General features: G+C 57.3%; 23 protein-coding genes and 1 pseudogene. 10 read left to right on the top strand and 14 right to left on the bottom strand.

What is annotated here, in order from left to right; all coding sequences use genetic code 11:
- The 4 genes from WBC85_RS00940 to dxs all read left to right on the top strand — a co-directional run.
- A partial coding sequence (locus tag WBC85_RS00940) for a histone deacetylase family protein (protein WP_424432808.1) occupies positions 1-717 on the top strand: 717 nt, incomplete at its 5' end.
- Positions 690-932, top strand: a complete 243-nt coding sequence (locus tag WBC85_RS00935) for an exodeoxyribonuclease VII small subunit (protein ID WP_424432807.1) — start codon at positions 690-692, stop codon at positions 930-932. The genes WBC85_RS00940 and WBC85_RS00935, both read left to right, overlap by 28 nt.
- Before the next feature lie 14 nt (positions 933-946).
- Positions 947-1,801, top strand: coding sequence for a polyprenyl synthetase family protein (locus WBC85_RS00930; protein WP_424432810.1), 855 nt, complete (start codon positions 947-949; stop codon positions 1,799-1,801).
- Positions 1,802-1,825: 24 nt separating this feature from the next.
- Entirely contained in the window at positions 1,826-3,754 is a 1,929-nt protein-coding gene (dxs, locus tag WBC85_RS00925; protein WP_424432806.1) for a 1-deoxy-D-xylulose-5-phosphate synthase, read from the top strand.
- A 174-nt stretch (positions 3,755-3,928) separates the two neighbouring features.
- On the opposite strand, the gene WBC85_RS00920 is transcribed toward dxs, so the two are convergent.
- Positions 3,929-4,075 (bottom strand): hypothetical protein, encoded by a 147-nt coding sequence (locus tag WBC85_RS00920; protein ID WP_424432811.1) that lies wholly within the window; start codon positions 4,073-4,075, stop codon positions 3,929-3,931.
- Here WBC85_RS00920 and WBC85_RS00915 point away from each other — a divergent pair.
- From WBC85_RS00915 to WBC85_RS00905, 3 genes are read left to right on the top strand one after another with little or no spacing between them, the layout of a single operon-like run.
- Positions 4,007-4,654: an MBL fold metallo-hydrolase gene (locus tag WBC85_RS00915; protein WP_424432809.1), complete on the top strand. Its 648-nt coding sequence runs from the start codon at positions 4,007-4,009 to the stop codon at positions 4,652-4,654. The two genes, WBC85_RS00920 and WBC85_RS00915, sit on opposite strands and share 69 nt — an antisense overlap.
- A gap of 50 nt (positions 4,655-4,704) precedes the next feature.
- Entirely contained in the window at positions 4,705-5,241 is a 537-nt protein-coding gene (locus WBC85_RS00910) for an RNA polymerase sigma factor (protein ID WP_424432805.1), read from the top strand.
- Positions 5,238-7,121, top strand: coding sequence for a YfbK domain-containing protein (locus tag WBC85_RS00905; protein WP_424432804.1), 1,884 nt, complete (start codon positions 5,238-5,240; stop codon positions 7,119-7,121). Before WBC85_RS00910 ends, WBC85_RS00905 begins: the two co-directional genes overlap by 4 nt.
- A gap of 57 nt (positions 7,122-7,178) precedes the next feature.
- Here WBC85_RS00905 and WBC85_RS00900 read toward each other — a convergent pair whose 3' ends face one another.
- The 6 genes from WBC85_RS00900 to WBC85_RS00875 form a co-directional block, all read right to left on the bottom strand.
- The gene (locus WBC85_RS00900) at positions 7,179-7,646 is read right to left on the bottom strand and encodes an Hsp20 family protein (protein ID WP_424432803.1); all 468 of its coding nucleotides are present in this window, start codon (positions 7,644-7,646) and stop codon (positions 7,179-7,181) included.
- Between the two features lie 235 nt (positions 7,647-7,881).
- On the bottom strand, positions 7,882-8,073 hold the full coding sequence (locus tag WBC85_RS00895; RefSeq protein ID WP_424432802.1) for a trypsin-like serine peptidase: 192 nt from the start codon (positions 8,071-8,073) through the stop codon (positions 7,882-7,884).
- A gap of 14 nt (positions 8,074-8,087) precedes the next feature.
- Positions 8,088-8,906, bottom strand: coding sequence for a trypsin-like serine peptidase (locus tag WBC85_RS00890; protein ID WP_424432801.1), 819 nt, complete (start codon positions 8,904-8,906; stop codon positions 8,088-8,090).
- A gap of 57 nt (positions 8,907-8,963) precedes the next feature.
- Complete coding sequence (glcF, locus tag WBC85_RS00885) at positions 8,964-10,283, bottom strand: glycolate oxidase subunit GlcF (protein ID WP_424432800.1); 1,320 nt, start codon at positions 10,281-10,283, stop codon at positions 8,964-8,966.
- On the bottom strand, positions 10,280-11,395 hold the full coding sequence (locus tag WBC85_RS00880) for an FAD-binding protein (protein WP_424432799.1): 1,116 nt from the start codon (positions 11,393-11,395) through the stop codon (positions 10,280-10,282). Before WBC85_RS00880 ends, glcF begins: the two co-directional genes overlap by 4 nt.
- Positions 11,396-11,451: 56 nt before the next feature.
- The gene (locus WBC85_RS00875) at positions 11,452-12,900 is read right to left on the bottom strand and encodes an FAD-linked oxidase C-terminal domain-containing protein (protein WP_424432798.1); all 1,449 of its coding nucleotides are present in this window, start codon (positions 12,898-12,900) and stop codon (positions 11,452-11,454) included.
- Between the two features lie 83 nt (positions 12,901-12,983).
- On the opposite strand from WBC85_RS00875, the gene WBC85_RS00870 reads away from it, so the two are divergent.
- Together WBC85_RS00870 and WBC85_RS00865 are read left to right on the top strand one after the other, a co-directional pair.
- Complete coding sequence (locus tag WBC85_RS00870; protein WP_424432797.1) at positions 12,984-13,691, top strand: DUF599 domain-containing protein; 708 nt, start codon at positions 12,984-12,986, stop codon at positions 13,689-13,691.
- Positions 13,692-13,739: 48 nt separating this feature from the next.
- Positions 13,740-14,099, top strand: a complete 360-nt coding sequence (locus tag WBC85_RS00865; protein ID WP_424432796.1) for a hypothetical protein — start codon at positions 13,740-13,742, stop codon at positions 14,097-14,099.
- Here WBC85_RS00865 and WBC85_RS00860 read toward each other — a convergent pair.
- The 4 genes from WBC85_RS00860 to WBC85_RS00845 are packed head-to-tail and all read right to left on the bottom strand — an operon-like array spanning position 14,096 to position 20,743.
- Positions 14,096-16,138 (bottom strand): hypothetical protein, encoded by a 2,043-nt coding sequence (locus WBC85_RS00860; protein ID WP_424432795.1) that lies wholly within the window; start codon positions 16,136-16,138, stop codon positions 14,096-14,098. The genes WBC85_RS00865 and WBC85_RS00860 overlap by 4 nt on opposite strands.
- Positions 16,135-18,870 (bottom strand): DUF4159 domain-containing protein, encoded by a 2,736-nt coding sequence (locus WBC85_RS00855; protein WP_424432794.1) that lies wholly within the window; start codon positions 18,868-18,870, stop codon positions 16,135-16,137. Before WBC85_RS00855 ends, WBC85_RS00860 begins: the two co-directional genes overlap by 4 nt.
- Positions 18,867-19,739 (bottom strand): DUF58 domain-containing protein, encoded by an 873-nt coding sequence (locus WBC85_RS00850; protein ID WP_424432793.1) that lies wholly within the window; start codon positions 19,737-19,739, stop codon positions 18,867-18,869. Before WBC85_RS00850 ends, WBC85_RS00855 begins: the two co-directional genes overlap by 4 nt.
- On the bottom strand, positions 19,736-20,743 hold the full coding sequence (locus WBC85_RS00845) for an AAA family ATPase (protein ID WP_424432792.1): 1,008 nt from the start codon (positions 20,741-20,743) through the stop codon (positions 19,736-19,738). The genes WBC85_RS00850 and WBC85_RS00845 overlap by 4 nt, the downstream gene beginning before the upstream one ends.
- Before the next feature lie 68 nt (positions 20,744-20,811).
- Here WBC85_RS00845 and WBC85_RS00840 point away from each other — a divergent pair, with 68 nt between their 5' ends.
- Complete coding sequence (locus WBC85_RS00840) at positions 20,812-21,381, top strand: DUF1285 domain-containing protein (protein WP_424432791.1); 570 nt, start codon at positions 20,812-20,814, stop codon at positions 21,379-21,381.
- Positions 21,382-21,464: 83 nt separating this feature from the next.
- Here WBC85_RS00840 and polA read toward each other — a convergent pair whose 3' ends face one another.
- From polA to WBC85_RS00825, 3 genes and pseudogenes are all read right to left on the bottom strand, one after another.
- The gene (gene polA / locus WBC85_RS00835; protein WP_424432790.1) at positions 21,465-24,263 is read right to left on the bottom strand and encodes a DNA polymerase I; all 2,799 of its coding nucleotides are present in this window, start codon (positions 24,261-24,263) and stop codon (positions 21,465-21,467) included.
- Between the two features lie 84 nt (positions 24,264-24,347).
- Positions 24,348-25,700 carry a calcium-binding protein gene (locus WBC85_RS00830; protein WP_424432789.1) on the bottom strand — a complete coding sequence of 451 codons (1,353 nt, stop codon included), beginning with the start codon at positions 25,698-25,700 and terminating at the stop codon, positions 24,348-24,350.
- 340 nt (positions 25,701-26,040) lie between these two features.
- Positions 26,041-26,458 (bottom strand): annotated as a pseudogene (locus WBC85_RS00825) (hypothetical protein); the annotation flags it as partial.

The raw sequence follows: 26,458 nt of genomic DNA, 5'->3' as shown, positions 1-26,458 counted from the left end.
GATACACATATGTCGCCCGGTTCGCTCGACGCGGCGTTTCGCGCGGTGGGGGCGGTGACCAAGGCGGTGGATATGGTGATGGCGGGCGAGGCGGGCAATGCTTTTGCTGCGATCCGCCCTCCGGGGCATCATTGTGAAACATCGACGCCGATGGGGTTCTGTCTCTTTGGCAACGTTGCGATTGGCGCGAAATATGCGTTGGATCATCATGGGCTAAAACGTGTCGCGGTTGTGGATTTCGACGTGCATCACGGCAATGGCACACAAGACTTGCTCTGGAACGAATCCCGAGCGTTGGTCATCACGTCGCAGCAAATGCCGCTTTGGCCCGGAACAGGCGAGCGATCTGACAAGGGCGGTTTCGATAATATCGTGAACCTGCCTATCGCACCCGAAAGCAAAGGCGATAAGATGCGCGCACTTTACGAGGCTGAAGTCTTCCCGCGCCTGCGCGATTTCAAACCCGAGATGATCTTCATCTCTGCTGGTTTTGATGCCCATCAGGACGACCCGCTGGCCAACCTCAACTGGTCCACGGCGGATTTCAAATGGCTTACAGAACAGCTTTGCAAAATTGCTGGCGAAATTTGCGAGGGGCGTGTGGTCTCTGCGCTGGAAGGCGGTTATGACTTGGATGCGCTCGCCGAAGCTGTGGCTGCGCATGTAGATGCTTTGATGGAGGCCAGCGGATGGGCGACACGCCAGTTAACGAAATGAGCTTTGAGCAAGCCATGGGCGAGCTTGAGCAAGTGGTCAGCCAGCTAGAGCGCGGCGATGTGCCTTTGGAGCAGAGCATTAGCCTCTATGAGCGCGGCGCAGAGCTGAAGAAACGCTGCGAGGCCAAGCTGAAAGAGGCCGAAGAAAAGGTCGCTGCGATCACATTCGATGGTGATGGTGCGCCTAAAGGGACTACGCCTGTCGAGGGTCTGTGACATTACAATCTGAAATGACGGGTTGGTCGGCAGAGGTTGACCAGCATTTTGCGCGCGTTCTCTCGGGGTTCGCCGATGTGCCTGTTGTGCAGGCGATGCGCTATGCGACAACGGGCGGTAAACGCCTGCGCGCTTTTCTTGTGCGTGAAAGCGCGCGTGTCTGCGGCGCTGATATTGCCCGCGCGGTTTGGCCAGCCTGTGCCATTGAGGCGCTTCATGCCTATTCCTTGGTGCACGATGATTTGCCTTGCATGGACGATGATGATCTGCGTCGCGGTCAGCCAACGGTTCATTTAAAATGGGACGAGGCAACGGCCGTTCTTTGCGGGGATGCGCTGCAAACGCTGGCGTTTGAACTGGTGAGCGATTCCGCCTGCCATGACGACCCGTATGTGCGTAGTACACTTGCCTTGAGCCTTGCGCGCGCAAGCGGCGCGGCTGGCATGGTTTACGGGCAAGCGCTCGACATCGCAGCAGAGAGCGCGGCCGAGCCGCTGACCCTGATGCAGATCACAGAGCTGCAAAATGGCAAAACCGGCGCGCTTATCACTTGGTCCGCCACCGCTGGCGCAACCCTCGCGCAGGCCGACGCAGGCCCTTTGAAAACATACGGCGACGCGCTTGGCCTCGCCTTTCAGATTGCCGATGATATCCTTGATGTTGAAGGCGATGCCGCCACCCTTGGCAAAGCCGCGCAAAAGGATGCGGATGCGGGCAAAGCCACATTCGTGTCCTTGCTAGGTCTGGACGGGGCAAAGCGCCGCGCTGAAACACTGGTGGAATCGGCGCTGGATGCACTATCTGTATATGGAAGCGATGCAGATCACCTACGCGCCACCGCGCGTTTCGTGATCGAGCGCCGTTCGTGAATAGTTACCGAAAGGGCATGTTTTATGTCTGACCGCCCGATGACCCCGCTTTTGGACCGCGTACAACGGCCCAGTGACCTGAAACAGTTCTCTGATGCAGAGCTTGTGCGAGTGGCGCAGGAATTGCGGGCCGAGACGATTTCTGCGGTCTCGGAAACAGGCGGACACTTGGGTGCTGGCCTCGGTGTTGTGGAACTCACCGTCGCGCTGCATGCCATTTTCAACACGCCCAAGGACAAGATCATTTGGGACGTGGGCCATCAGTGCTATCCTCACAAGATCCTGACAGAGCGCCGTGATCGCATTCGTACGCTTCGGATGAAGGACGGGCTCAGCGGGTTCACCAAACGCTCAGAGAGCGTTTATGATCCCTTCGGCGCGGCGCATTCTTCTACCTCTATTTCTGCTGCATTGGGCTTTGCCGTTGCGCGTGATCTGGGCGGTGAATGCGCTGGCGGCCTTGGCGATGCGATTGCTGTGATCGGTGATGGCTCGATCAGCGCTGGCATGGCATTCGAGGCGATGAACAACGCGGGTCACCTCAAGAAACGTATGTTTGTGATCCTTAATGACAACGAGATGAGCATCGCCCCCCCCGTTGGCGCGCTGTCCTCCTACCTTAGCCGCCTTTACGCGGAAGAGCCGTTCCAAGACCTGAAAACCGCCGCCAAAGGCGCGGTGAGCCTGCTGCCAGAGCCCTTCCGCGAAGGGGCGAAGCGCGCCAAGGATATGCTTAAAGGTATGGCCGTTGGTGGTACGCTGTTTGAACAGCTTGGATTTTCCTACCTTGGCCCGATCGACGGTCATGACATGGATCAGTTGCTGCCCGTTCTGCGCACCGTCCATGCCCGCGCGAGCGGGCCGATCTTGATCCATGTTCTGACCAAAAAGGGCAAAGGCTATGCCCCCGCCGAACGTGCGCGCGATAAAGGTCATGCAACGGCCAAGTTTGATGTGGTGACGGGCGAGCAGAAAAAAGCGCCCTCCAATGCACCAAGTTACACCAATGTTTTTGCGCAAAGCCTGCTGAAAGAGGCGGCGGCAGACGATAAGATTTGTGCGGTGACCGCTGCGATGCCCGACGGAACTGGCTTGAACCTATTCGCGGAACGCTATCCTAGCCGCTGCTTTGACGTGGCGATTGCAGAGCAACACGGCGTTACATTTTCTGCGGCACTTGCTGCCGGCGGTATGAAGCCGTTCTGCACGATGTATTCGACCTTTTTGCAACGTGGTTACGATCAGGTTGTGCATGACGTTGCAATTCAGCGCTTGCCAGTTCGCTTTGCGATTGATCGCGCCGGCCTTGTCGGCGCGGATGGCGCGACCCACGCAGGTGCGTTCGATATTGCCTATCTTACCAATTTGCCCGGCTTTACCGTCATGGCCGCCGCGGATGAGGCAGAACTTGTTCACATGGTCGCAACCGCCGTGGCCCATGACGAGGGACCAATCGCCTTTCGCTTCCCGCGCGGTGAGGGCGTTGGGGTTGAGATGCCCGAGAAAGGTATTCCGTTGGAGATCGGCAAAGGCCGCATGATCCGCGAGGGCAAGGGCGTCGCGATCTTGTCCTTCGGCACGCGCCTGAAAGAGGTTGAGGACGCTTGCGATGCGCTTGCGGCGAAGGGCATTACCCCAACCATCGCCGATGCACGTTTTGCCAAACCGCTTGATCGTGATTTGATCCTGCAATTGGCCAACGATCACGAAGCACTGATAACGATCGAGGAGGGTGCCATCGGCGGCTTTGGCAGCCACGTTGCGCAACTGCTGGCGGAGAATGGTGTGTTCGATACAGGTCTCAAATACCGCTCGATGGTGCTACCCGATATCTTTATTGACCAATCCAGCCCACGTGACATGTACGCCGTTGCTGCGCTGAACGCTGAGGATATCGAAGCGAAAGTCCTGAGTGTTCTTGGTATCGCGCAGATCGCAAGCAAAAAAGCATGAACCTGTGCAGACTCTGTCTGTGCATTGGAATCGGTCGAAAAGGATAACTCCATGTTGTGTCGTATTGGTGATGTAGAAGTCTGGCGAATCTTGGAATCAAATGATCCATTCAAGACTCCAGAAGACCTTTTTCCAACCGCAGGTCCGGACGTCGCGGACATAATCGAGGCCCATTTACCGAATGCCTGTTGCGCTCAAAGCGGCAAGTTGATCTTGCCCGTTCAAGGATTCCTGTTGAAAACGCCAGATCATTTGATCCTTGTCGATGCCTGTGTCGGAAACGACAAAACCGTCCCGAGCATGGCTGAGTGGCATCAACAAAAGGGTTCGCGCTTTATGAGCTCCTTAGCGGCGGCAGGGGTCACTGTTGCGGATGTGGACTATGTCCTTTGCACGCATCTTCATACGGATCACGTGGGCTGGAACACTCGGCTGGTCGATGGGCGCTGGGTGCCCACATTCCCGAATGCACGTTATCTGTTGCCAGCAGCGGATGAAGATTTTTTCGCTGCGCAAGCGGGCGCTGTTTACGCGGAAAGCGTGTTGCCTGTGATCGAAGCCAACCAATCGGAACGCGTAAGCGCTGGCCATATGCTTGGTGATTTCGTCACGTTGATCGCAACGCATGGTCACACGCCAGGCCATGTGTCGGTCCTTATCCACAGTAAGGGAGCAGAGGCCATTATTACGGGTGATGCACTGCATACCACTGCGCAATGCGCCCATCCAGAATGGCACTTCAAATATGACATGGATGCAGAACAGGCAGTCACTTCGCGCTGCCAGCTTTTGAGTGAAGCGGCCGAAAAAAATCGCCGCGTGCTTGGCAGCCATTTTGCACTGCCTTCGATCGGGCGTGTCACGGCAAAGGGCGACGCATTTGAATGGAACGCAGACTAGCCTGATTTATTTTCCAAGGATTGACGTCGCTCGCGCGTCCTAAGATCGTGATGCGCATGAACACAAGCGATACAGATCTGGCCTTGGCCGCCGCAGGGGGCGATTCTAATGCGTTCGCGCTTTTGCTGGAGCGGTCCTATGATCGTTTGTTTGGCCTGTGTTTTCGCCTGACAGGATCGCGGTTCGAGGCAGAAGATTTGTGCCAAGACATCTGCGCAGCTTTGCCCGCGAAACTGGCCCGCTTTGAAGGCAGCGCAGCCTTTTCTACCTGGCTCTACCGCGTTGCTGTCAATGCCTCCCATGATCGTCGTCGCCGTGCGCAAACGCGCGCCAAAGCGGCAGAGGGCTGGGGAGATTGGGAAGTGAACAGAACCGAAGCGAACAAGGAACAGGCTGAAGCGCAGGATTGGTTGATACATGCGATTGGCAGGCTGCCGGACGATTTGCGCGATACGGTTGCTCTGGTGATGGACGACATGAACCATCGCGAGGTGGGCGAAATTCTAGACGTATCAGAAGGCACGGTAAGTTGGCGGATGAGCGAAGTTAAGAAGCACTTAAAGGCGCTGAAGGAGAGCGAGCAATGAGCGACGATCTGGACGATCTCAAGCGCGCCTTTAGCGCCGCGACGCCTGCACCTGACGCAAAGCGCCGCGCGCAAAACATAGCGTTGGCCCAAGAAAATTTCATGCGCCTCCAAGGATCGCAAGAACTGGCACGTCCTATGAAAGACGCCCCAAAAGCGGGCGGCTTTGCAAAAGGAATACGTGCTATGTTTGATGCTCTTTCTTCAAAGGCGGGTTTGACCGCGACAACCGCATTGGCTGCGTTCGGCCTTGTGATGATCCTGCCTGTGATGCGCGAAGGCCCGCCCGATGTGTTCGCGCCCGAACCTGCGGCATTGGTTGAAGCAGAACCCGCGATGGAAGCATTGGCGAGCGATTTTGCGGCGGGTACTGCCGCGCGCGAGGTATCGTCAATGCCTGCACCCGCGCCGCGCACAATGGCAAAGATGGACCAACGCGTGCGTCAGGCGCCAGTTGCGGGATTGATCGCGGATGCCCCAATCATTGCACAGGAAACAGACAGCGAGACTTTCGCGAACGCGCCTGAAAACACGCTGAAAGTGACAAATGAAACGCCCGTTTCAACCTTTTCGGTCGATGTGGACACGGCCAGTTACTCCATCGTGCGCTCATCTTTGATGAACGGTCAGCTGCCCCCAAAAGCGGCCGTGCGGATCGAGGAAATGGTGAACTATTTCCCATATGACTACGCCGTGCCAAGCGAGGGCGCTTTTGCGACTTCACTCGCGATGATGCAGACGCCGTGGAACGAAAACACGCAACTGCTACGCATAGCAATCCAAGGTGCGATGCCAGAAGTTGAGGCGCGTCCCGCGCTGAACCTCGTGTTCCTGATTGATACGTCTGGTTCGATGAACCAACCCAATAAACTGCCGCTTCTCAAGCAATCCTTGCGCCTGATGCTTGGCCAGCTGCGCCCTGAAGATCAGGTTGCAATCGTAGCCTATGCAGGCAGCGCAGGTCAGGTGCTTGCACCGACCGCAGCGGGTGAGAGCGACACGATCCTCGCGGCGCTGGACAATCTTGCAGCGGGCGGCGGAACCAACGGGCAGGCAGGATTGCAGCAGGCCTATGCGCTGGCGAAAACCATGCAACAGGACGGTGAAGTCAGTCGCGTTTTGCTGGCTACCGACGGTGATTTCAATGTTGGCCTTAGCGACCCTGAAGCACTGAAAGACTACATCGCGGACAAGCGCGAGAGCGGCACGTATCTCTCCGTTTTGGGCTTTGGCCGTGGCAATCTGGATGACACCACGATGCAGTCACTGGCACAGAACGGGAATGGACAGGCGGCCTATATTGATAGCCTGCCAGAGGCGCAAAAGGTGTTGGTAGATCAGCTGACAGGCGCACTTTTTCCTATCGCCAGCGATGTAAAGGTTCAGGTGGAATTCAATCCCGCCACCGTGTCCGAGTACCGGTTGATTGGGTACGAAACCCGCGCACTGCGCCGTGAGGATTTCAACAACGATAAGGTGGATGCGGGCGACATCGGAGCAGGCCATCAAGTCACCGCGCTTTATGAAATCACGCCAGTTGGCTCGAACACTCGGATAGATAATCTGCGCTATGGCGAGGCCGTCGCAAACGGCCCAAGCGACGAGCTGGGTTTCCTCAAGCTGCGTTACAAAACGCCTGGTGCGACGGAAAGCCAGCTTGTGGAACGCGCCATTCCGACGGTGCTTAATTCTGATGCCGAGCTTGCCTTCGCAAGCGCAATCGCCGGTTTTGGCGAACTGCTGCGCGGTAGCGAGCGATTGGGAGATTGGTCCTACGGTGATGCAGTGACACTCGCCAACACAGGTCGCGGTGCGGACATTTACGGATACCGCGCCGAAGCGATCCGTCTCATGCGCCTTGCAGCGTCGCTCGGTCAGTAGAACGTAAAAAAGGCCCGAGCGGGAGGAACTCGGGCCTTTCATCAGATTTATTGTGACTTAGTTGACCGCTTTTGCGTCAACTACATCCTTCTCAATCGAACCGGAACGCGCGATTTCAATCTGGCGCGGTTTCAGCGCTTCGGGCACTTCGCGGGTCAGGTCGATATGCAGCATCCCGTCCTCATGGCTTGCGCCTGTGACGCGCACGTAATCGGCCAGATGGAAGCGGCGCTCGAACGCGCGGGTCGCGATGCCGCGATGCAGGTAGTTGCGCTCTAGATCGTCGTCCGCTTTGCGCGCTGACACAACGAGCGCGCCGTCTTTCACTTCAACAGACAGATCTGCGTCCGAAAATCCAGCAACCGCAATCGAAATGCGATAGCCGTCATCAGAGGTCTTTTCGATGTTGTAAGGGGGGTACGTGTTGGCACCGACTTCCTTGGACATAATGCGGTCCATCATGTCGGTAATCTGGTCAAAACCAATTGTCGCGCGGTGCATTGGCGCAAAGTCAAACGTTCTCATGGGTCATCCTCACTTGAGCAATAACAGTTTGTGAATGGCCCTCCCTTCAGGGACGGACCGGGATACACAGCCCATCATTGGCGCTGCGTCTCATAGATTTGGGAAGTGGTTAAAACGGTTTCAAGACCCTGCGCGCAAGATCATTCGCCCACGCGAACATAGCGGGCTTGGGACGTCTGGCGTGAGCTGGAGGTGCCAACATCAATCCGCCGTTCTGCGTACCAATCGCGGAATGTCAACGCATTGGCTGCATAGCGTTCATGTGAATTGGCTCTAAAACGCAATGCGCGGCCGTCAAAACCAGATCAGGTGCGATCAAGGTTGCGCTGCAATACCCGTTGGGTGAATCAAGGCGTTGGGTGAGCAAGGTAAGAGAAGTGCTCTGGCCCGCGAAACAGGCCAATGGCGCAAGATGCAGTATGGCCATCGCAAGACACCGTTTCACGGCTTTACGAATTTCGCCCCTGTTATTCCGCGCCCCTGTGAAATCGCAGCATTGCGGCTTTCTTCGCTACCGACGACGCTAAATCGCCCGCGGCCCGCGGCCAACTCTGCGCGCAACCGCGCCAGCGGGCTTTCGAGCGCGGTGCCCAGCGAGACGGGAATGCCCTTTACCTCGGCCTTGGCGGACACAACGGAAACGATTTTCGCGACATCGCCTTCGATGCTGAAAATCGGCGCGCCGGATGAACCGAAGTTCACATCGCACGACATGACAAGAACACCCTTTTGACGGGCCATGACATGGCAAAGCTCTTGCAACGACGGCGCCTCGGAGCGGTCCAAAGCATAGGACACGACGCCGATCTGATCCCCTTTGGCGGGGCGTTCAGCGGTGTCGAATGGGATAACTTGAGTGTTGCGTATGGGTTGGTCAAGCTCGATCAAAGCCAGATCGTTTCGCACGCGGTCTGTCGTTGCGGTGCCATCATAGTCGTAATCGGGATGCACAACAGCACGGCGGACCTTGCGATAGGCTGAGGCCCTCCCGTCACGCCAACCCGCGCGAAACTCCATGATTGCCGGATCGACCCGGTCGCCCGTTTCGCGATCAAAAAGACAATGCGCGGCGGTCAACACGAGATCAGGAGCGATCAGCGCTCCTGTGCAAAACCCTTTGCCCTCGACATCAAGTCGACCGACGGCTTCCCATCCGCGTGATTCATCACCCGTGTTCAGGCGTTTTAGACCACTGGATTGCGCGCTCGCGCCGCTGGAAAGGGCCAAAGCCCCCAAGATCAGAAAGATGATCCGCGTCATGCCGTCTCCAATGTGTTTCAGGAGGGATAGGAACTGGATGCGGCAAGAATAAGGCAACTAGCGCAAAATAGGTACTTTACTTGTACTTTTAGGACTATCCATTTTGGCTGGCTTTGGGCCGCCCGTCGCCCAATCCAGAAGTTCAACAGTGTGAACGACTGGAACGCCAGCAGCGGATCCGATTTGCATCATGCAGCCGATGTTTCCGGCGGCAATTACATCCGGGTTTTTAGCCATCAGTGTGCTGACCTTGCGTTCCTTTAACTGCGTCGAAATTTCGGGCTGCATCAGGTTGTAAGTGCCTGCTGACCCACAGCATAGGTGGCTGTCTTTTGGCTCTACAACTGTAAAACCAACACGCTTGAGCAGGTCTTTTGGGGCTGACTTGATCTGCTGGCCATGCTGGAGCGAGCAAGCAGCATGATACGCAACTGTCATTTCGGGCGCGCCGCCTTCGGGCAGGTCCAAGTCCTTCAGCACTTCGCTAACGTCCTTTGCAATCGTCGCGACGCGTTTGGCATCGTCTTCCAGCGGATCGCCTGCGAACATGTGCCCGTAGTCCTTCACTGTCGTGCCACAACCCGACGTATTAATCACAATCGCATCCAGCCCTTCGCCGTCCATTTCGGCAACCCATGCTTTGATATTTGCCGTCGCCGCGGCATGACTCTCCGTTTGCTTACCCATGTGATGGGTTAGCGCGCCGCAACAACCTTGCCCTTTGGGCACCACAACCTCACAGCCGAACCGCGTGAGCAATCGAATGGTGGCATCGTTGATGTCAGTATCCAGCGCGCGCTGCGCACAGCCCGTCATCAGCGCGACGCGTTTCTTGCGCGGTGCGATGGGCGCAAAGCTTTGTGGATCATCATTGCGGCTGACGGGTGGCACTTGCTTGGGGGCCATCGCTATCATCGCGCGCAGACGCTTATCCGGAATAAGGCGAACAAAGGGCCTCGCCATTTTTGCACCTAGCAAGGCAACCCTGAACCGCATGGGATAGGGCAGGATGCGCGCCAACACCCAACGCAACGCGCGCTCGCTTATGGGGCGTTTGTAATGCTCTTCGATATAGCTGCGCGCGTGATCCACGAGATGCATATAATGTACGCCCGACGGACAGGTGCTCATGCAGGCCAGACAGGACAGACAACGATCAATATGACCAACCGTCTTGGCATCAGGAACGCGCCCCGTTTCCAGCATATCCTTGATAAGGTAGATGCGCCCGCGCGGGCTATCAAGTTCGTCGCCAAGCACTTGATAGGTCGGGCAGGTCGCAGTGCAAAACCCGCAATGCACGCAGGATCTCAATATCTGGTTTGACCGTTGGATCGCTGGATCCTGCATTTGCAGATCGGTGAATTCGGTTTTCATATCGCGGCTCCCATAAGGCCGGGGTTGAGCAGGCCCCGGGGGTCAAACCGCGCACGCAGGTTGGCGCTGATCTTGGCAAGGGGGGCCGCTTCAGGGTGGAAGCGCCCCAGCTTTGCAAACGTCTCATTGCTCGCTCGCATCAGCGTGGCATGCCCTGCAACACGCATTTTCGCGCGTATGTCCAATCCTTTGGCAACTTCGCACCAGATCAGCCCGCCGCCCCAATCCAGCGTCGCCTTGTTTCGCCCTATCGTCTCCAATACATGCGGCGCATCGCTCGGCTTCACTGATATCCGCCATAAATCCCCGTCACCCGAAGCAAACGCGCGCGCATCGCGGATGTCGCGCCAGATATTTGCGCACCGCTCTTGGTCATCGATAAGATCAATCGCCCCGAACCGAGCCAAAACACTCTGCAATTGCGTCGCCCTATAACGCACCGAAACTTCAAACCCCTCGATGCGCAGAACAACGGACCCGTCAACGCCGCGCGCGGCACCTGTAACCTCAAAAGGTGAGCCAAGCGCAGCGGACATCGCCTCAACGCTCTGTGTCGCGTCCAAACCCTCAATGCGCAGGCAAAGCTGCATTTCTACGTCAGGCAGCACTTTTAGTGACACTTCGCTCAGCACACCCAACGTGCCGTGCGCGCCGCTCATCAGCTTCACCAAATCATAGCCCGTCACATTCTTCATCACGCGCCCGCCATTCTTTACTACAGCGCCAGCACCATCAACAAACCGCACGCCAAGCATAAAATCGCGGCACGCACCCACCGATATCCGTCGCGGACCAGAGGCATTGGAAGCAGCAACACCCCCGATTGTGCTGACGCCGCTGGTTCCCAATACGTCACGCAAATCAGGCGGCTCAAATGCTAGGCGCTGGTTCTCGGATTTAAGTGCGGCTTCGATCTGTGCAAGCGGTGTTCCTGCATATGCAACCATCGTCAGCGCGCCGGGTTCATATAGCGAGATGCCAGCAAGCCCGCTTGTTTCCAGAACATTGCCCGCAAACGGCCCCATAAGACGCGTGCCCCCACCACGCAGGTTAAGGGGTCCGGTTGCGTCACTTATTACTGCGCTTAATTCTGCTTCAGATGTGGGTCTCATCTTCTCTGGTCCTTAAATACCTCGGGGGAGCGCGCAGCGCGGGGGCAGCGCCCCATCTATTGTGCCGCCAACAACGGCGCGCGGCGGCTGGAAGATGCGTCCAGCGGGAACACTTTCGCAGGGTTCAACAGCCACTTTGGATCGAACACGTCCTTCACCGCCATTTGCGCCGCCAGATCGGCAGGCGCATATTGGACATGCATCAGATCACGTTTTTCGATCCCGACACCATGCTCGCCTGTAAGGCAGCCACCAGCCTCGACGCATAGCTTTAGAATGTCGGCTCCAAATGCTTCGCAAAGTTCAAGGTCGCCCGCTTTGTTGGCGTCAAACAAGATCAGCGGATGCATATTGCCATCCCCCGCATGAAAGACGTTACCGACATCCAGACCATATTCTTTGGACAATTCACCAATCCGGCGCAGGACCATGGGAAGGGCAGAAACAGGGATCGTACCGTCCAGACACATGTAGTCGTTGATTTGGCCCATAGCGCCAAAGGCGCTTTTGCGGCCAAGCCAAATGCGCGCGGCTTCGTCTGTATCGCGTGCTTCGCGGAATTCCACTGGGCTGTGTCGTTCTGCAATCTCGCGGATCAGCGCGAGTTGCGCATCAATTTCTGCGCCCGATCCTTCGACCTCGACAATAAGCAAAGCCTCACAAAGCGGATAACCCGCTTGCGCATAATTCTCGACCACTTCGATCACGCGGCGATCCATAAACTCGATCGCAACCGGCAAAACGCCCGCCTTGATGATGTCGGAAACACAGGCTCCCGCGACTTCGTTGCTGTCAAAGCCGACCAACACGGGGCGCGCGCCTTCAGGCTTGTGCAGGATGCGAAGGGTTGCTTCTGTGACGACGCCAAGCTGACCTTCCGATCCGCAAATGACGCCAAGCAGATCAAGCCCGCTACTGTCCAGATATGCGCCGCCGATTTCAACAATCTCACCGTCCATCATCACCATCGTGACGCCAAGCAGGTTGTTCGTCGTCACCCCATATTTCAAACAATGCGCCCCGCCCGAGTTCATTGCGATGTTGCCCGCAATTGCGCAGGCAAGTTGGCTTGACGGGTCAGGCGCATAGAAGAAGCCGTCTTCTTCGACGGCTCCCGACACGCTCAGATTGGTACGGCCCGTTTGAACGCGGATGACGCGGTTTGGATAGTCCGTTTCCAAAACGTCATTCATCCGCGCAACGCCCAGGATGACGCAATCTGCCGTGGGCAGGGCCCCGCCAGCAAGCGATGTGCCAGAACCGCGCGGTACCACGGGAACATTCATTTCATGGCAGATGCGCAGCACGTCGGACACTTCCTGCGTAGAACGCGGAAGAACCGCCAGAAGCGGCGGGCACTTGTAGGCAGTCAGCGCGTCACATTCATAAGCCCGGGTTTCCATTTCATCATGGATCACCGCATCACTTGGAAGGACTTTGAGCAAGCGAGTGACCAGTTCTGCCTTGCGTGACAGGACCAGTGTATCAGGGCTTGGCATTTCCATCGGACGCTCCTCGGTATAATTGGTAAAAAATTATAACCAATTTACCATGTTGGCAAGTTTTCTTTTTAGTGACACGACAGGGTATGGATATACTTGATCGCCTTTCGCTCTTCTCCCAACTTGATTACTGCGCCCTGCTGCTCATGGTGGCGCTTTGGGTATTGATTGGGTGGCGGATCGAAAACCCGTCGAGCAAACATCCTTCGGTTTCGGTCATCATGGCGGATTATCGCCGCGAATGGATGCGGCAGATGATTACCCGCGATCCACGTATCTTCGATGCAACGATCCTTGGGAACCTGCGTCAAGGCACTGCATTTTTCGCGTCGGCCAGCATGATTTCGATTGGCGGGGTTCTGGCGCTTGTTGGCAACACCGAGCAGTTGATCGGGATTGCTGATGATCTCACGCTTAGCCGCGATCCTGAAATTGTCTGGGAAGTGAAGCTGATGGTGACGCTGTTTTTCGTGACCAACGCGTTTCTGAAATTCGTCTGGTCCAACCGCCTGTTCGGCTATTGCGCCGTTGTCATGTCATCGGTCCCGAACGAGATCGACCATCCCAACACGCTGCCACGCGCGATGAAAGCCGGAGAAATAAACGTCACTGCAGCGCGAAGCTTTAACCGCGGCTTGCGTTCCGTCTACTTTGGCCTTGCCTCTGCAGCGTGGTTGGCTGGCCCTGTTGCGCTTATTGCGGCGACGCTCGTCACCTGTTTGGTATTATGGCGGCGTGAATTCGCGTCCCATTCGCGTAGCGTGTTGCTCTCAAGCGACGTTCACAAGGCTTAACGCGCTTGTGATTGCCAGAATCGGCGCAGGCGCACTAGATGGTGGCCTATGAAACATTCAGCTCTCCTTTTCGCTGTGCTCGTCGCGGCTGCGCCTGCCTTCGCCGAAGCACCTAAAGTCATCAAGGTCGATGCCCATTCAACGGGCATGGGTTGGGATTTTGACGTGACTTTGCAACATCCCGATTCCGGCTGGGATCATTACGCAGATGGCTGGGAAATCGTCGACGCCGATGGTGAAGTGCTGGGCACCCGTATTTTGCATCATCCTCACGTCCAAGAGCAGCCTTTCACGCGTTCACTACGTCACGTGATGCTACCCGACGGGACGCGTGAAGTTTTCGTGCGGGTCAAATGTTCCAAGCACGGCTGGAAGGACAGTGGCTTCAAGGTATCGCTAAGCCACTAACGCCGCCCTTCGCGCAGCCACGCAGCAAGGATCAACCCCGTTGCAAGTAAAAGCACTAGCCACGCAGGCAACAGTGCGGTTTGGCGCACATTCAGCGTTTCATATGCCCCACGCGGCGTAATCCCGAGCCACCCGCGACCCGATGCAGGCCGCCCCTCGCGCACCGCGCGGATTGTCGGCAGGCCGTCTTCAAGTCGCCACACTCCGCCGCGCGTTGCGTCTACAGTTGGCTCCAGCAGTTCAGCAGTCGCGATTGTCTTTTCAAACTCGCGCGGTGCCGCAGGGCCGAGACCGATAACAGTCTCGTGCTCGTCGTCCTTCAATCGATAAAGGCCGATTTCGCCGCCCGTAAACTGTGCCTCGAATTGGCCGGGTTGGGTTTCGCGCAAGCGTAGCTCTGTCTCGCTGCCATCGGGGGCGGTAACGGTTACAGGTGCAACGCTTTCTTTGAGTGAGCGGCGAATGATCCGCATGCTCTGCCCTGTGGCCTCGGCCAGAAGGGCGTTTTCTTCCAGCTCTGGCTCTCCCATCATCCAGTGGGCAAGACGACGCAGCAATTCCAACTGCGGGCCACCACCTTCAAATCCACGGCTCCAAAGCCAAGCATGATCGGAGGCCAGCAATGCAACGCGACCTTCGCCAACGCGGTTCAGGATCAGCAAGGGGCGCTCATCTACACCTGTCATCAAAACATCACCTGCGCTTGGCTCAACTTCGATCTGGCGCATCCAGCGTCCCCAATTTGCTGCGTCCGGTAGGCCTGCAGTGACCGGATGGCGGGATCCTAGATCGCTGACCGTCGGGCGATAGCCCTGTTCAAGCACGCGCGCACTGGGCGTTGCAGGCAGGATTTGAGAGAGGGGCGAGCGGAAGATGCTGTCGGCAGAGGCAAAGTCTGGCCCGGCCGCAACCAGAACGGCACCGCCTTCTTCAACGTAACGCACAACGTTATCAAGATAGATCGACGGCAATATACCGCGACGCTTGTAGCGATCAAAGATAATCAGATCGAAGTCTTCGATCTTTTCCAAGAACAGCTCGCGCGTTGGGAACGCAATAAGCGAAAGCTCTGTCACCGGTACGCCGTCCTGCTTTTCTGGTGGGCGCAGAATGGTGAAATGCACCAGATCAACCGAGCTGTCAGACTTGAGCAGATTGCGCCACGTGCGCCCGCCGGGGTGTGGTTCTCCCGAGACCAGCAGCACGCGCAGTCGATCACGCACGCCGTTCATCTGGATCAGCGCAGTGTTGGTGCGTGTGGTCAGTTCACCTTCTGCTTCTGGCACGGTGAATTGCAACACGTTGCGGCCACCATGGGGCAGGGTGAGAGGCAGTTCGATTTCTGCATCCGTCGGCACTTCAAAGCGTTGAGGCGGCGCACCATCAATGGAAATTTCCAACGGCGCGAAACCGGATCCATCCGGGGCCGCGCCCATATCTTCAATCTTTAGAGTTAGCGTGACAGGCTCGCCCAGAATTGCAAAGGCAGGCGCATTGGTCACGCTTAGGCGACGATCCCAATCGCCGCTGCGCCCGGTCAAAAGAAGGTGCAAGGGGGCCGGCATGTTCGGGGTTCGCTCCAGATCATGAACGCGCCCGTCACTTAGCAGAAAGGCACCAGCGATGCGTGCCTGCGGCAGCTCTGCCAGCGTGTCGTCAAGCACGCTGAGCAAGCGCGTACCCGCATCACCTTCGCCATCGGGCACGGCGACCCGCACCACCTGCGTACCTTCGCGCGCGCTGAGAAGTGCATCTAGCCTTTCAGCGGCATGGGCGGTTACGTTAGCGCGTTCTGCCAAACCTTGTGAGGCACTTTCGTCGCTAAGAATGATAACGATGTCATCCAATGTGCCGCGATCTTCGCGTTGCAAGCTGGGCCCAGCCAGCGCGGCAATTACCACGGCACCCGCAATCCCGCGCAACCAAGCGCCGGCGAGGCGACGCCAGAGCGACAGTATCAAACCTGCAAAAACGACGACCGCAGCAGCGATGAGAAGGGCCATGGGAACAAGAGGATCAAAGACGATTGTCTGGGTCATTGGCCAAGCCTGTCGAGCAGAGCAGGTACATGGACCTGATCGGATTTGTAGTTACCTGTCAAAACATGCATCACCAGATTAACGCCAAAGCGGAACGCCAATTCGCGCTGACGCTCGCCCGTAAAGCCGCGGCCAATCGGGAACATCGCGTTGCCGCGCGTGTCCATCGCCCATGCAGCCGCCCAGTCGTTACCGCCGATCACAACCGGGCTTACCCCGTCGTTCAGATTGCGAAACGGCATGCCTTCGACGCGCGTCGCATCTTTCGGGGCAGCCTCGACCCAGATATCGCGCGCAGTATGGCGGCCGGGAAAATCTTGCAGCAGATAAAAGGTACGTGTGATTACATGATCTGCAGGCAGCGGCTCCAAGGCAGGAATATCCAGCGGCTCCGCAAGCGATTGGAGTTTGCGACCATTCGGGCTTGCCGCGCCGAAACGGGCAATATCCGCATCACGGGTGTCAAACAGGATCATTCCGCCAGAGCGTAGATAGTCATTCAGCTTGGCATAGGCGTTTGCAGACGGGGTCGGTTGATCTGGTGTGATCGGCCAGTAAAGTAGCGGAAAGAACGCCAGCTCATCCGTTTCCAGATCAACGCCGATGGGATCGCTTGGCTCGATAGAGGTGCGAAAGAACAGCGTTTGGGACAGCCCGCGTAGACCCGCTTCTGCGGTGCGATCAATCTCCGGGTTGCGGGTGATGACATGACCCAGAACCAATTCGGACGAGGCGCTAAGTGCAAAGGCATCGTCCTGCGCATCAACGGGCTGGGTGCCCAGTATCAAAAGTGCGCCGAACAGGGCGACGGCCCCGCGCAAACGCCCTGACATTGCAAGCGAGGCAACAATATCCAGCATCAACAGCGCCAAGGCCAAGCTCAAAAGTATGCCACCCAGCGGAGTTTCAACGCGGGTTTGCATAAGCCGTATATCGGTGCCCGCAGGCCAATTTGCGGCGCTCAGTTCAGTGTCGGCACTGATTACATTGCGCGCGATCCTGCGCGCCTTGCCCTCATACAAACCGGGGCGTAAATCAGGGCCAAGCGCGTCAGACAGCAGGCGGTCGCCCGCGACGCCCTTCAGCGCATCGGCCTCAAGAATTCGGCCAAACCCGTCCAGCACGCGCAAGGGCTGCCAAGTCGTGCCTTCAAGGTCGGCGGCTTTCGGGGCACCAACCAGTGATGAAATCGCAAGCCGGTCCAGCATATCAACGAACAGGCCAGACAGCGGCAGGCTGGACCATTCGGCATTGGCAGTGACGTGGAACAGCACGATCTGACCTTCGCCAAGCGGCTTTTGCGTCACCAAGGGTGTGCCGTCACCGAGGGCTGCAATAACGCGGTTGGCCAGTGTCGGATCGGGCTGTGCCATGACTTGCGAGCGAACATTCACATCGCTCGAAACCGATAGTCCAAAGAACGGCGTTTCCTCGCGAAACGGGGCCAGAACTTTGGGTGTTCCCCAACTCATCGCGCCGCCAACGCTACGCCCGCCCGCGCGCAAACGAACAGGCATCAGTGTGTCTTCTTCTGCACGACTGACATCGCTCGCCGCCAGACGCGGACCCGCGAAGCGCACCAGCAGACCACCGTCTTCAACCCAAGTGATGAGCGCCGCGTTTTCGGCAGGGGCGAGCGTTGCGACATCTGCAAGAATAACCACATCCGGCGCGGCAGGAAGGATATCCAACAAGCTGCCCTCAAGCAGTTCTGCGTTGGGCTTTAAGGCTTGCCGTAAATAGTGCAGCGGTGAGAGTAGTTCCAAACCCTCGCGGTCTTCACGCCCGGCAATCAACGCCACCTCGCGCCGCCGAAGCGAGTCATCGGACAACGTCAAAGCACCAGCAGAACGTGTGCCATCGAGGAAAAAATGCGTTACGCGCGCGCGCAGTTCGGCGGGTAAAGAAAGCTCGGCAATGGCGCTTTTCGCGCCGCTTTCGAGAGTGATGTCGATCTGGGCAAGCACGCGGGGCGCACCAGCGGGATCGCGGCCATGCACATTGACTGCAACAGTGCGCGCAGGGCCTGGAATGCTGCGACGCGCTTCCAGAATGGTAACTCCGCCCTCAAACCGGGCGGGCGCAAGGGCGATCGTTTCGCCGTTTCCGCGCAGCACGCGCAGCGCACCTTTGCTCTTGAACATCGCCGTAATGCCCGAGCGTGTTTCACGCGCCAGTTCATCTGAAATCCAGATAGTATCAAACGCCCCGTCAGGGAGCAGCGGCTCTAGACCCTGCGCACTTTGGGACGGCTCCCACGCCGCAGGGCGCAGGCCAACAAGGGTGCTTTGCACATCGCCCGCAGCTTGAAATGTAACGGCTTCAGGCTGGCTCAGATTAAGCAGCGCTGCCGTGCGCCCGCTGCGCGCGGCGTCAGTGAGGACCCGATCAACCATTTCCATGCGCGCGGCCCAATCAGGCGCGCTGGCCCAACTGGCATCCATCGCAATCAACAGTGGCCCACGGCCTAGATCTTCGTCGCGCGGATTCAAAACAGGGCCAGCAAGACCAACGATCAGTGCCGCCAGTGCAAACATACGCAAAAGCAGCAACCACCAAGGGGTTCTGTCGCTGATCTGTTCGTCGTCTTTCAGGCCAAGTAGTAACGTAACACCCGGGAAAATTCGCCTGATTGGTGCGGGCGGCACGGCGCGCAATATGATCCAAAGGATCGGCAGCGCGACCAGCGCTAACAGCAGCCAAGGCGTTGTAAATCCGATTGCGCCGATCATGAAGATTGCTCCAGTGCGCGGTGCAACCACAACAATGCTGACTGCGCGGCGCTATCCGTGTGATGCGTGGAGAATTGCCAACCTGTAACCGCGCAAAGATGGCGCAACGCCGCTTTGCGGGTTTCCAGCTTTTCGAGATACCTTTCTTTCAGATCATTCGCCTTGAGCGTTTCATAGCGTACGGATTTCCCCGCGCTTTCAAAGATCGTGCGCCCATGGAAGGGAAAGCCTTCTTCAGCGGGATCAAGCACCTGCAAAAGAACACCGCGCACGCCCCTGTCAGCGGCCTTGCTCAAGGCTTGCTCGACGCCTGCGATATCGCCCATGAAATCAGAGACAAATAACGCGCGTGCATGGGGCAACATTGCGCGGGCCTCAGGCACCCCGTAATCGACATCCTGTTCCAGCGAAAAATGTTCTGACAAGCGCAACACCTGCGCGCGCCCACGGCGGGGTGGAAGGTCGGTCCCTGTGACGCCAACGCGTTCGCCGCCCTTGATGAGCAAAATCGCGGCGGCCAACGCGATCAATTTCGCACGGTCTGATTTCGTTGGCAGATTTTTGTCACTTGTAAACCGCATTGAAGCGGAAGCATCGACCCAAAGCATAACGCTTTGCGCGACCTGCCATTCGCGTTCGCGCACATATTGCGCATCAGAGCGCGCAGAGCGGCGCCAATCCACCATGCGGCGGCTATCGCCCGATTGAACTGGTCGGTATTGCCAGAAATCATCACCCATCCCTGCGCGCCTGCGACCATGCTCGCCCAGCAGGACCGTGCCTGCCAAATGCTCTGCGCGCGCCAAAAGGGGCGGCAGACGGGCGGCTTCGGCCTCAGCGCTTAAACGAAGGGAGCGGGCGGAGTTCACGCGGCGGCCTCTGCCCCTGTAATCTGGCTGGCTGTGTCAGCGATCAAGCCAGCAAGGCTGTCACCACGCGCGCGTGCGGCGAAGTTCAACGCCATGCGGTGGCTAAGGACGGGTTCGGCCATGTCGATCACGTCGGCAGGCGAAGGTGCAAGGCGTCCATCAAGCAAGGCTTTCGCGCGCACTGTCAGCATGAGCGCCTGCGCCGCGCGCGGACCGGGGCCCCATGCGACGGTGTCTTTTACACGCTCGCTTACGCCCGCCTCATCAGGGCGAAAGGCGCGGACTAGATCAAGGATCATTTCAACAACGCTTTGCCCGACGGGCATGCGGCGCAGCAGTGTTTGCGCAGCCAGCAATTCGCCAGTGGTGAAAACCGCGTGCGCTTCGTCTTCGGTTGCGCCCGTTGTCGCCAGAAGGATATCGCGCTCTGTCGCGCGATCAGGGTAGGGGACGTTGATCTGAACGAGAAAGCGGTCAAGCTGGGCTTCGGGCAGTGGATATGTACCTTCCTGTTCAATCGGGTTTTGCGTCGCGAGTACGTGAAAAGGCGCGGCCAAAGCGCGGTTCTGACCCGCAACTGTCACAATCTTTTCCTGCATGGCTTGCAACAGCGCGGATTGCGTGCGCGGCGAGGCACGGTTGATTTCATCTGCCATCAACAGTTGGCAGAAAATAGGCCCTTCGATGAACTTGAAAGCGCGGCTTCCGTCGCTGCCGGTTTCCAGCACCTCGGAGCCAAGAATATCGGCAGGCATCAGATCGGGGGTAAACTGTACGCGGTTCCCATCGAGGCCCATCACCGTTGAAAGGGTTTCAACAAGCCGTGTCTTGCCAAGGCCGGGAAGACCTATCAGCAAAGCGTGCCCGCCGCACAGCAAAGCGGAGAGGGTCAAATCAACAACCCGCTCCTGGCCAATGAAGCGACGGGTGATCGAGGCCTTTGCCTCTGCCAGACGGGTGCCCAGCGTTTCGATGTCGGTAACTAAATCTTCTGCGCTGGACATGACAACTCTCCCTTGAACTCTAACTGTGATGCTATGAGACTAGGGGCCTAAGGACAAATAGCAAAACCATGGTTGGACAAAATATCGTGACACCTGACGCCGCTGGCATCGCTGCCGCTGCCAAAGCCGCAAGCAAAGGACGGGGTTTGCCCCCTGTTCACCTATGGAATCCGCCGTTTTGTGGTGATCTGGACATGCAAATCAAGCGAGACGGGACGTGGTTCTATATGGGCACGCCCATCGGCAGGTTTGAGCTGGTGAAGCTGTTCTCATCCATTTTGAAGCTGGAAGACGGGAAATATTTTTTAGTTACACCCGTTGAAAAGGTCGGCATCACAGTCGAGGATGCGCCGTTTGTTGCCGTGGATTTCGAAACCAGCGATGGCGTAATCACTTTCGAGACGCATGTTGGTGATTTCGTAGCGGCAGGGGCAGAGCATCCTATTCGCGTTGTGCGTGATGCAGAAACAGGTGAGCCATCACCCTATGTCATGGTGCGCGCCGAGTTAGAGGCGCTGATAGATCGCAAGAGCTTTTACCGCCTTGTCGAAATCGGGACGCATCACGAGGGCTGGTTCGGGCTTTGGTCGGGCGGAGAGTTCTTTCAGATCATTCCGTCTGATGAGTTGGAGGGCTAACTCTTTTTCAAAAAGAGTTGTTAAATTCCTTTGAAAGGAATTTTTCCGGCCCAAGGGCCGGGAGTTTAATCGGCAAAATGAAGCTAGTGGGCTTCGGCCCAGTTTGCGCCCTGTCCAGCGTCAACGATCAGCGGGACATCCAGTTTGACGACAGGCTCAGCCGCGCCTTCCATCACCTCTTTTGCCGTAGCGATAAGCGTGTCGACGCCGTTTTCTTCGACCTCGAACAGCAGTTCATCGTGCACTTGCAGCAGCATCTTCGCTGGTTGACCGGCAATCGCATCCGGCATGCGGATCATTGCGCGACGGATGATATCGGCGGCTGTGCCCTGGATCGGAGCGTTGATCGCAGCGCGTTTTGCGAATCCAGCATGCGGACCTTTGGCGTTGATGTTGGGCGTATGGATCACGCGCCCGAAGAGCGTTTCGACGCGGTCGTGTTTCTTGGCGAATTCGGTCGTGTCGTTCATGTATTCCTTGATGCCGGGGAAGCGTTCGAAATAGCGATCGATGAAGCCCTGGGCCTCGGAACGCGGAATGCGCAAATTGCGCGCAAGACCGAAGCCAGAGATGCCGTAAATAACCCCGAAGTTAATCGCCTTGGCCTGGCGGCGCACATCAGGGGTCATTTCATCAAGGGGCACATCGAACATTTCCGAGGCAGTCATTGCGTGGATATCGTGGCCATCGCGGAAAGCCTGCTTCAGGCTGTCAATCCCCGCCACATGGGCGAGGATGCGCAGTTCAATCTGTGAATAATCGAGCGCTACCAGCACTTTACCCGGTTCAGCGATAAATGCTTCACGGATACGGCGGCCCTCCTCGGACCGGATCGGGATATTTTGCAAATTCGGATCGGTCGAGGCAAGGCGCCCCGTGCTGGCACCCGCGATAGAATAGGAGGTATGCACGCGGCCCGTGTCAGGATTTATGTGATCTTGCAGCGCGTCTGTATAGGTCGATTTCAACTTGGATAGCTGTCGCCAATCCAGCACGCGGCGGGGCAACTCGTGCTCTGTCGCGAGGTCTTCGAGGATATCAGCGCCAGTGGCATAGGCCCCTGTTTTCCCTTTTTTACCGCCCTCGAGCCCCATTTCATCAAAAAGAATTTCGCCAAGCTGTTTGGGGCTGCCCACGTTAAAGGGGCGGCCGACCATTTCGTGAATCTCCGCTTCCAGGCCCGCCATTTTCTGTGCGAATGCGTTGGACATGCGCGATAACGTATCGCGATCCACCTTGATGCCAGTCCGCTCCATCTGGGCAAGAACGGGAACCAAGGGGCGTTCCATCGTTTCATAAACGCGGGTGGTTTTCGCCATGTGCAGCCGCGGTTTGAGATATTGCCACAGGCGAAGGGTGATATCCGCATCCTCTGCCGCGTAGGGCGTCGCTTGATCTATTGGCACACGGTCAAAGGTGATCGCGGATTTGCCCGAGCCCAACAACGGCTTGATCGGGATCGGGGTGTGGTTCAGGTAACGCTCGGACAGAGCGTCCATCCCGTGATTATGCAGCCCCGCATGCTGGGCATAGCTAAGCAGCATGGTGTCATCAAACGGCGCGATGTCGATGCCGTAGCGCGCGAATATCTTGGCATCATATTTCATGTTCTGGCCGATCTTCATCACTGCCGGATCCTGTAGCAGCGGTGCAATCAGCGCTATTGCGGCCTCCAGATCGATCTGTCCTTCAGCAAGATCGTCAGAGCCAAAAAGATCATCAGTACCCGCATCCTTGTGCGCCAATGGAATATAGCAGGCCTTGCCCGGCTCGATGCAGAGCGAGATGCCGACCAGATCGGCGATCATTTCATTCAGGCCCGTGGTTTCGGTGTCTACAGCCACATAGCCGCGCGCATAGGCCTGATCGATCCAACCTTGCAGCGTTTCCAGATCGCGCACGCAGGTGTAATTCTCGGTATCGAATGGCACTGCTTCAGGGGCGTCTGGTTCATTTGCCGCTGCCGGCGTGTCGTCAATCACAGGGGCCTCGGCACCAAGCGCTTCGGATATACGTTTCGTCAGCGTGCGAAATTCCATCTCTGCAAGAAAGCCGAGCAGCTCATCTGCGATCGGTTCACGCACTTCGAGATCATCGAGTGAAAAGTCCAGTGGCGTGGCGCAATCGAGTTGGACCAGGCGTTTGCTAAGTTCGATCTGTGCGCGGTGCTCGATCAGGGTTTGACGGCGTTTTGGCTGTTTGATTTCTTCTGCGCGCTCCAGCAGCTCTTCGAGCGTGCCGTATTCGTTGATGAGCAACGCCGCGGTCTTGATCCCAATTCCCGGCGCGCCCGGGACGTTGTCCACGCTGTCGCCTGCCAGCGCCTGCACATCAACGACGCGTTCGGGAAAGACGCCGAATTTCTCATGCACGCCATCGCGATCAATGCGCTTGTTCTTCATCGCATCGAGCATTTCGACGCCGTCGCCCACAAGTTGCATCAAGTCCTTGTCCGAGGAAATGATAGTGCAGCGTCCGCCAGCCTCGCGTGCCTGGCACGCCAGCGTGGCGATGATGTCGTCGGCCTCATAGCCTTCGATCTCTTCGCAAGCGATGTTGAAGGCCTTCGTTGCTTGGCGCGTCAGTGGCATCTGTGGACGCAGGTCTTCTGGCATCGCTTCGCGATTGGCTTTGTAGAGGTCATACATATCGTTGCGGAACGTATGGCTGCCCTTGTCAAAGATCACCGCCACATGGGTCACATCACTACCTGCATTCCCTTCGACATAGCGCTGGAGCATGTTGCAAAAACCCGAAACTGCGCCGATCGGCAGGCCATCAGATTTGCGGGTCAGCGGTGGGAGCGCGTGATAGGCGCGAAAGATGAAGGCAGAGCCATCTATCAGATGCAGGTGGCATCCTTTGCCGAATGTCGTGCTCATAAAAATGCCCCCGAAGCGTGCTTTGCGTCGGGGGCATACTAGACGTTTCTAGCTGGTTTGTGCCAGCGGGTTTATTGCTGCGGTCTAAGGAATTGCACGGGCTACCTGCACGAGCGAGACATCACCCGCTGTCAGGCCTGCACCGCCTGTAATGCGCGCTGCCAATGCACCGTCAAGGAACAGGTCCGCAGTTGTGGCGCTAACGTCAACAACAGTTACTACCGGGGCAACTGCACCCAAGTATTCGACCACGATTGCATCATCCGCTGCGACGAAATCCTGGATCGTCATGCGAGATGCAGGGGCTGCATCGCCATTCAGAACGAAAGTATCTTCGCCGTCGCCGCCCTGACCAACATCGCCCGTTTCAAGATAGAGCACGTCATCACCCGCGCCGCCGATAAGCGTATCGCGCGCCAAGTCCTGTTCTGGCGTTGTAGCGCTGGACGTATCTACGCCAGCAAACTCGGGCGCCGCAAAGATATCTGCGGCTGTGCCCGTCGTGGCCAAAGCAGGGTTAGAGACTTCAAGCTCGCGGTAGGCGTGCAGCATCTCCGCGCTCCATTCGGTTGTGCCAGATGTCGTCAGATCAAAATTGCTGTTGCCACCGATAAGCGTGTCATCACCATCGCCGCCAGCAAGTGAATCGCCATCACCGCCGCCTACAAGAAGATCATTACCTGCACCGCCGCTAAGCGTGTCGCCATTGCCGCCGCCGAGTAATTGATCGTTGCCAGCCAAACCAACAAGCAAATCAGCGCCATCGTCACCACCGAGAATGTCATCCCATTCACCGCCATCAAGCGAGTCAGCACCGCTGCCGCCGCTCAACAAATCGCGGCCAGCGCCGCCAAGCAACGTGTCGTCACCAGCGCCGCCGAACAGAGTATCGTCACTGGATTGCCCTTCAAGCGTGTCATCACCATCGCCGCCAAACAACAAGTCGGTCCCGCGCGCGCCATTGAGAGCATCATCGCCTGCACCGCCAGATAGCGTGTCGCTGCCGTTGTTGCCGATGACGATGTCATTGCCTTCGCCGCCGTCAGCGCTGTCGTTACCATCACGTCCTTCAATGAAGTCGTTGCCCGTTCCGCCGTTAAGCGTATCGGACTCCGGGCCGCCATTAAGCGTGTCATTACCCGCACCGCCATTAAGTTCGTCGTCGCCCCCTCGGCCAAGCATAAAGTCGTCGCCGTCGGTGCCATTCAGAACGTTGTCGAGAAGGTTTCCGATCAAGCCAAGGGGCTGGTCTGGCGTGCTAGAGCCACCGGCGGTGCCACCGGTTTCAGTGCCAGTGCCAGTGTCTGTATCTGTATCTGTGTCTGTATCTGTGACCGACATCGTGTCGGACTCGTCAGATGAACTGCCGCCACCGTCAAAAAGGCCCAGCAATGCAGCTCCCAGCAAAAAAGGAATAAGAAGTGTAAGATATATCATGGCAGATCCCCCGAAACGCCTTTGAGCGCCTTGCGCCCGCAACTATGCTAAAATCATGGCACCATTGACGGGATGTCTCAAGGAAAAGCTGTTAACTGTTTCTTAAGTCACTGGAATTTCAGTCATGTTGAATCATTTAGCGCTTTTGGGAAACGAAGGGCGACAATTAAGGCAAAGTGACCGGGTGTCGCTTTCAATCTGGAGATGTGTCGCGATTCTTTTTGCGCGCAAGTTTGAGCGATAAAGGTTCTGATCTTCATTGTTTCGAACCGCATAGGGGCTCGGCCCTATGAGCCAAGCCCTTATTGAAGAGGTGAAACATCACGAAAGTGACGTCGGATTACGCGCTTCGATCGACGCCGACCAGAACGATATCGTCCACAGTCAGGATGCCTGCTGCATCGCGAATGTCGGCAGTGCGCACGCCATCAAGGTGAATTTGCGAATGGTTTCCACCCTCAACGATCGTCACGCTCGGGACAGGGCCGTTGCTATCATATTCAATAACGAGGGTGTCTTCGCCATCGACATAATCCATGACCGTCATCTGGCGCACGTCAGCATCGCTGTGCAAATGGAACGTATCACTGCCCGCGCCGCCAACTGCGACATCAGCGGTTTCCAGATAGATGTGATCGTCGCCATCACCGCCGCTAAGATAGTCAGACGAGTCATCATGCGCCGCCGTTTCAAGCCCGCTTATGTCGAGCCCGACAAATGGATCAGAGGCCAGAATGTCAGCAATCGAACCCGTGTTG

The sequence above is a fragment of the Planktotalea sp. genome, from assembly GCF_049680325.1.
Lineage (GTDB): Bacteria > Pseudomonadota > Alphaproteobacteria > Rhodobacterales > Rhodobacteraceae > Planktotalea.
The sequence above is the reverse complement of the archived record's forward strand: the minus strand, read 5'-3'. Positions and strand labels throughout refer to the sequence as shown.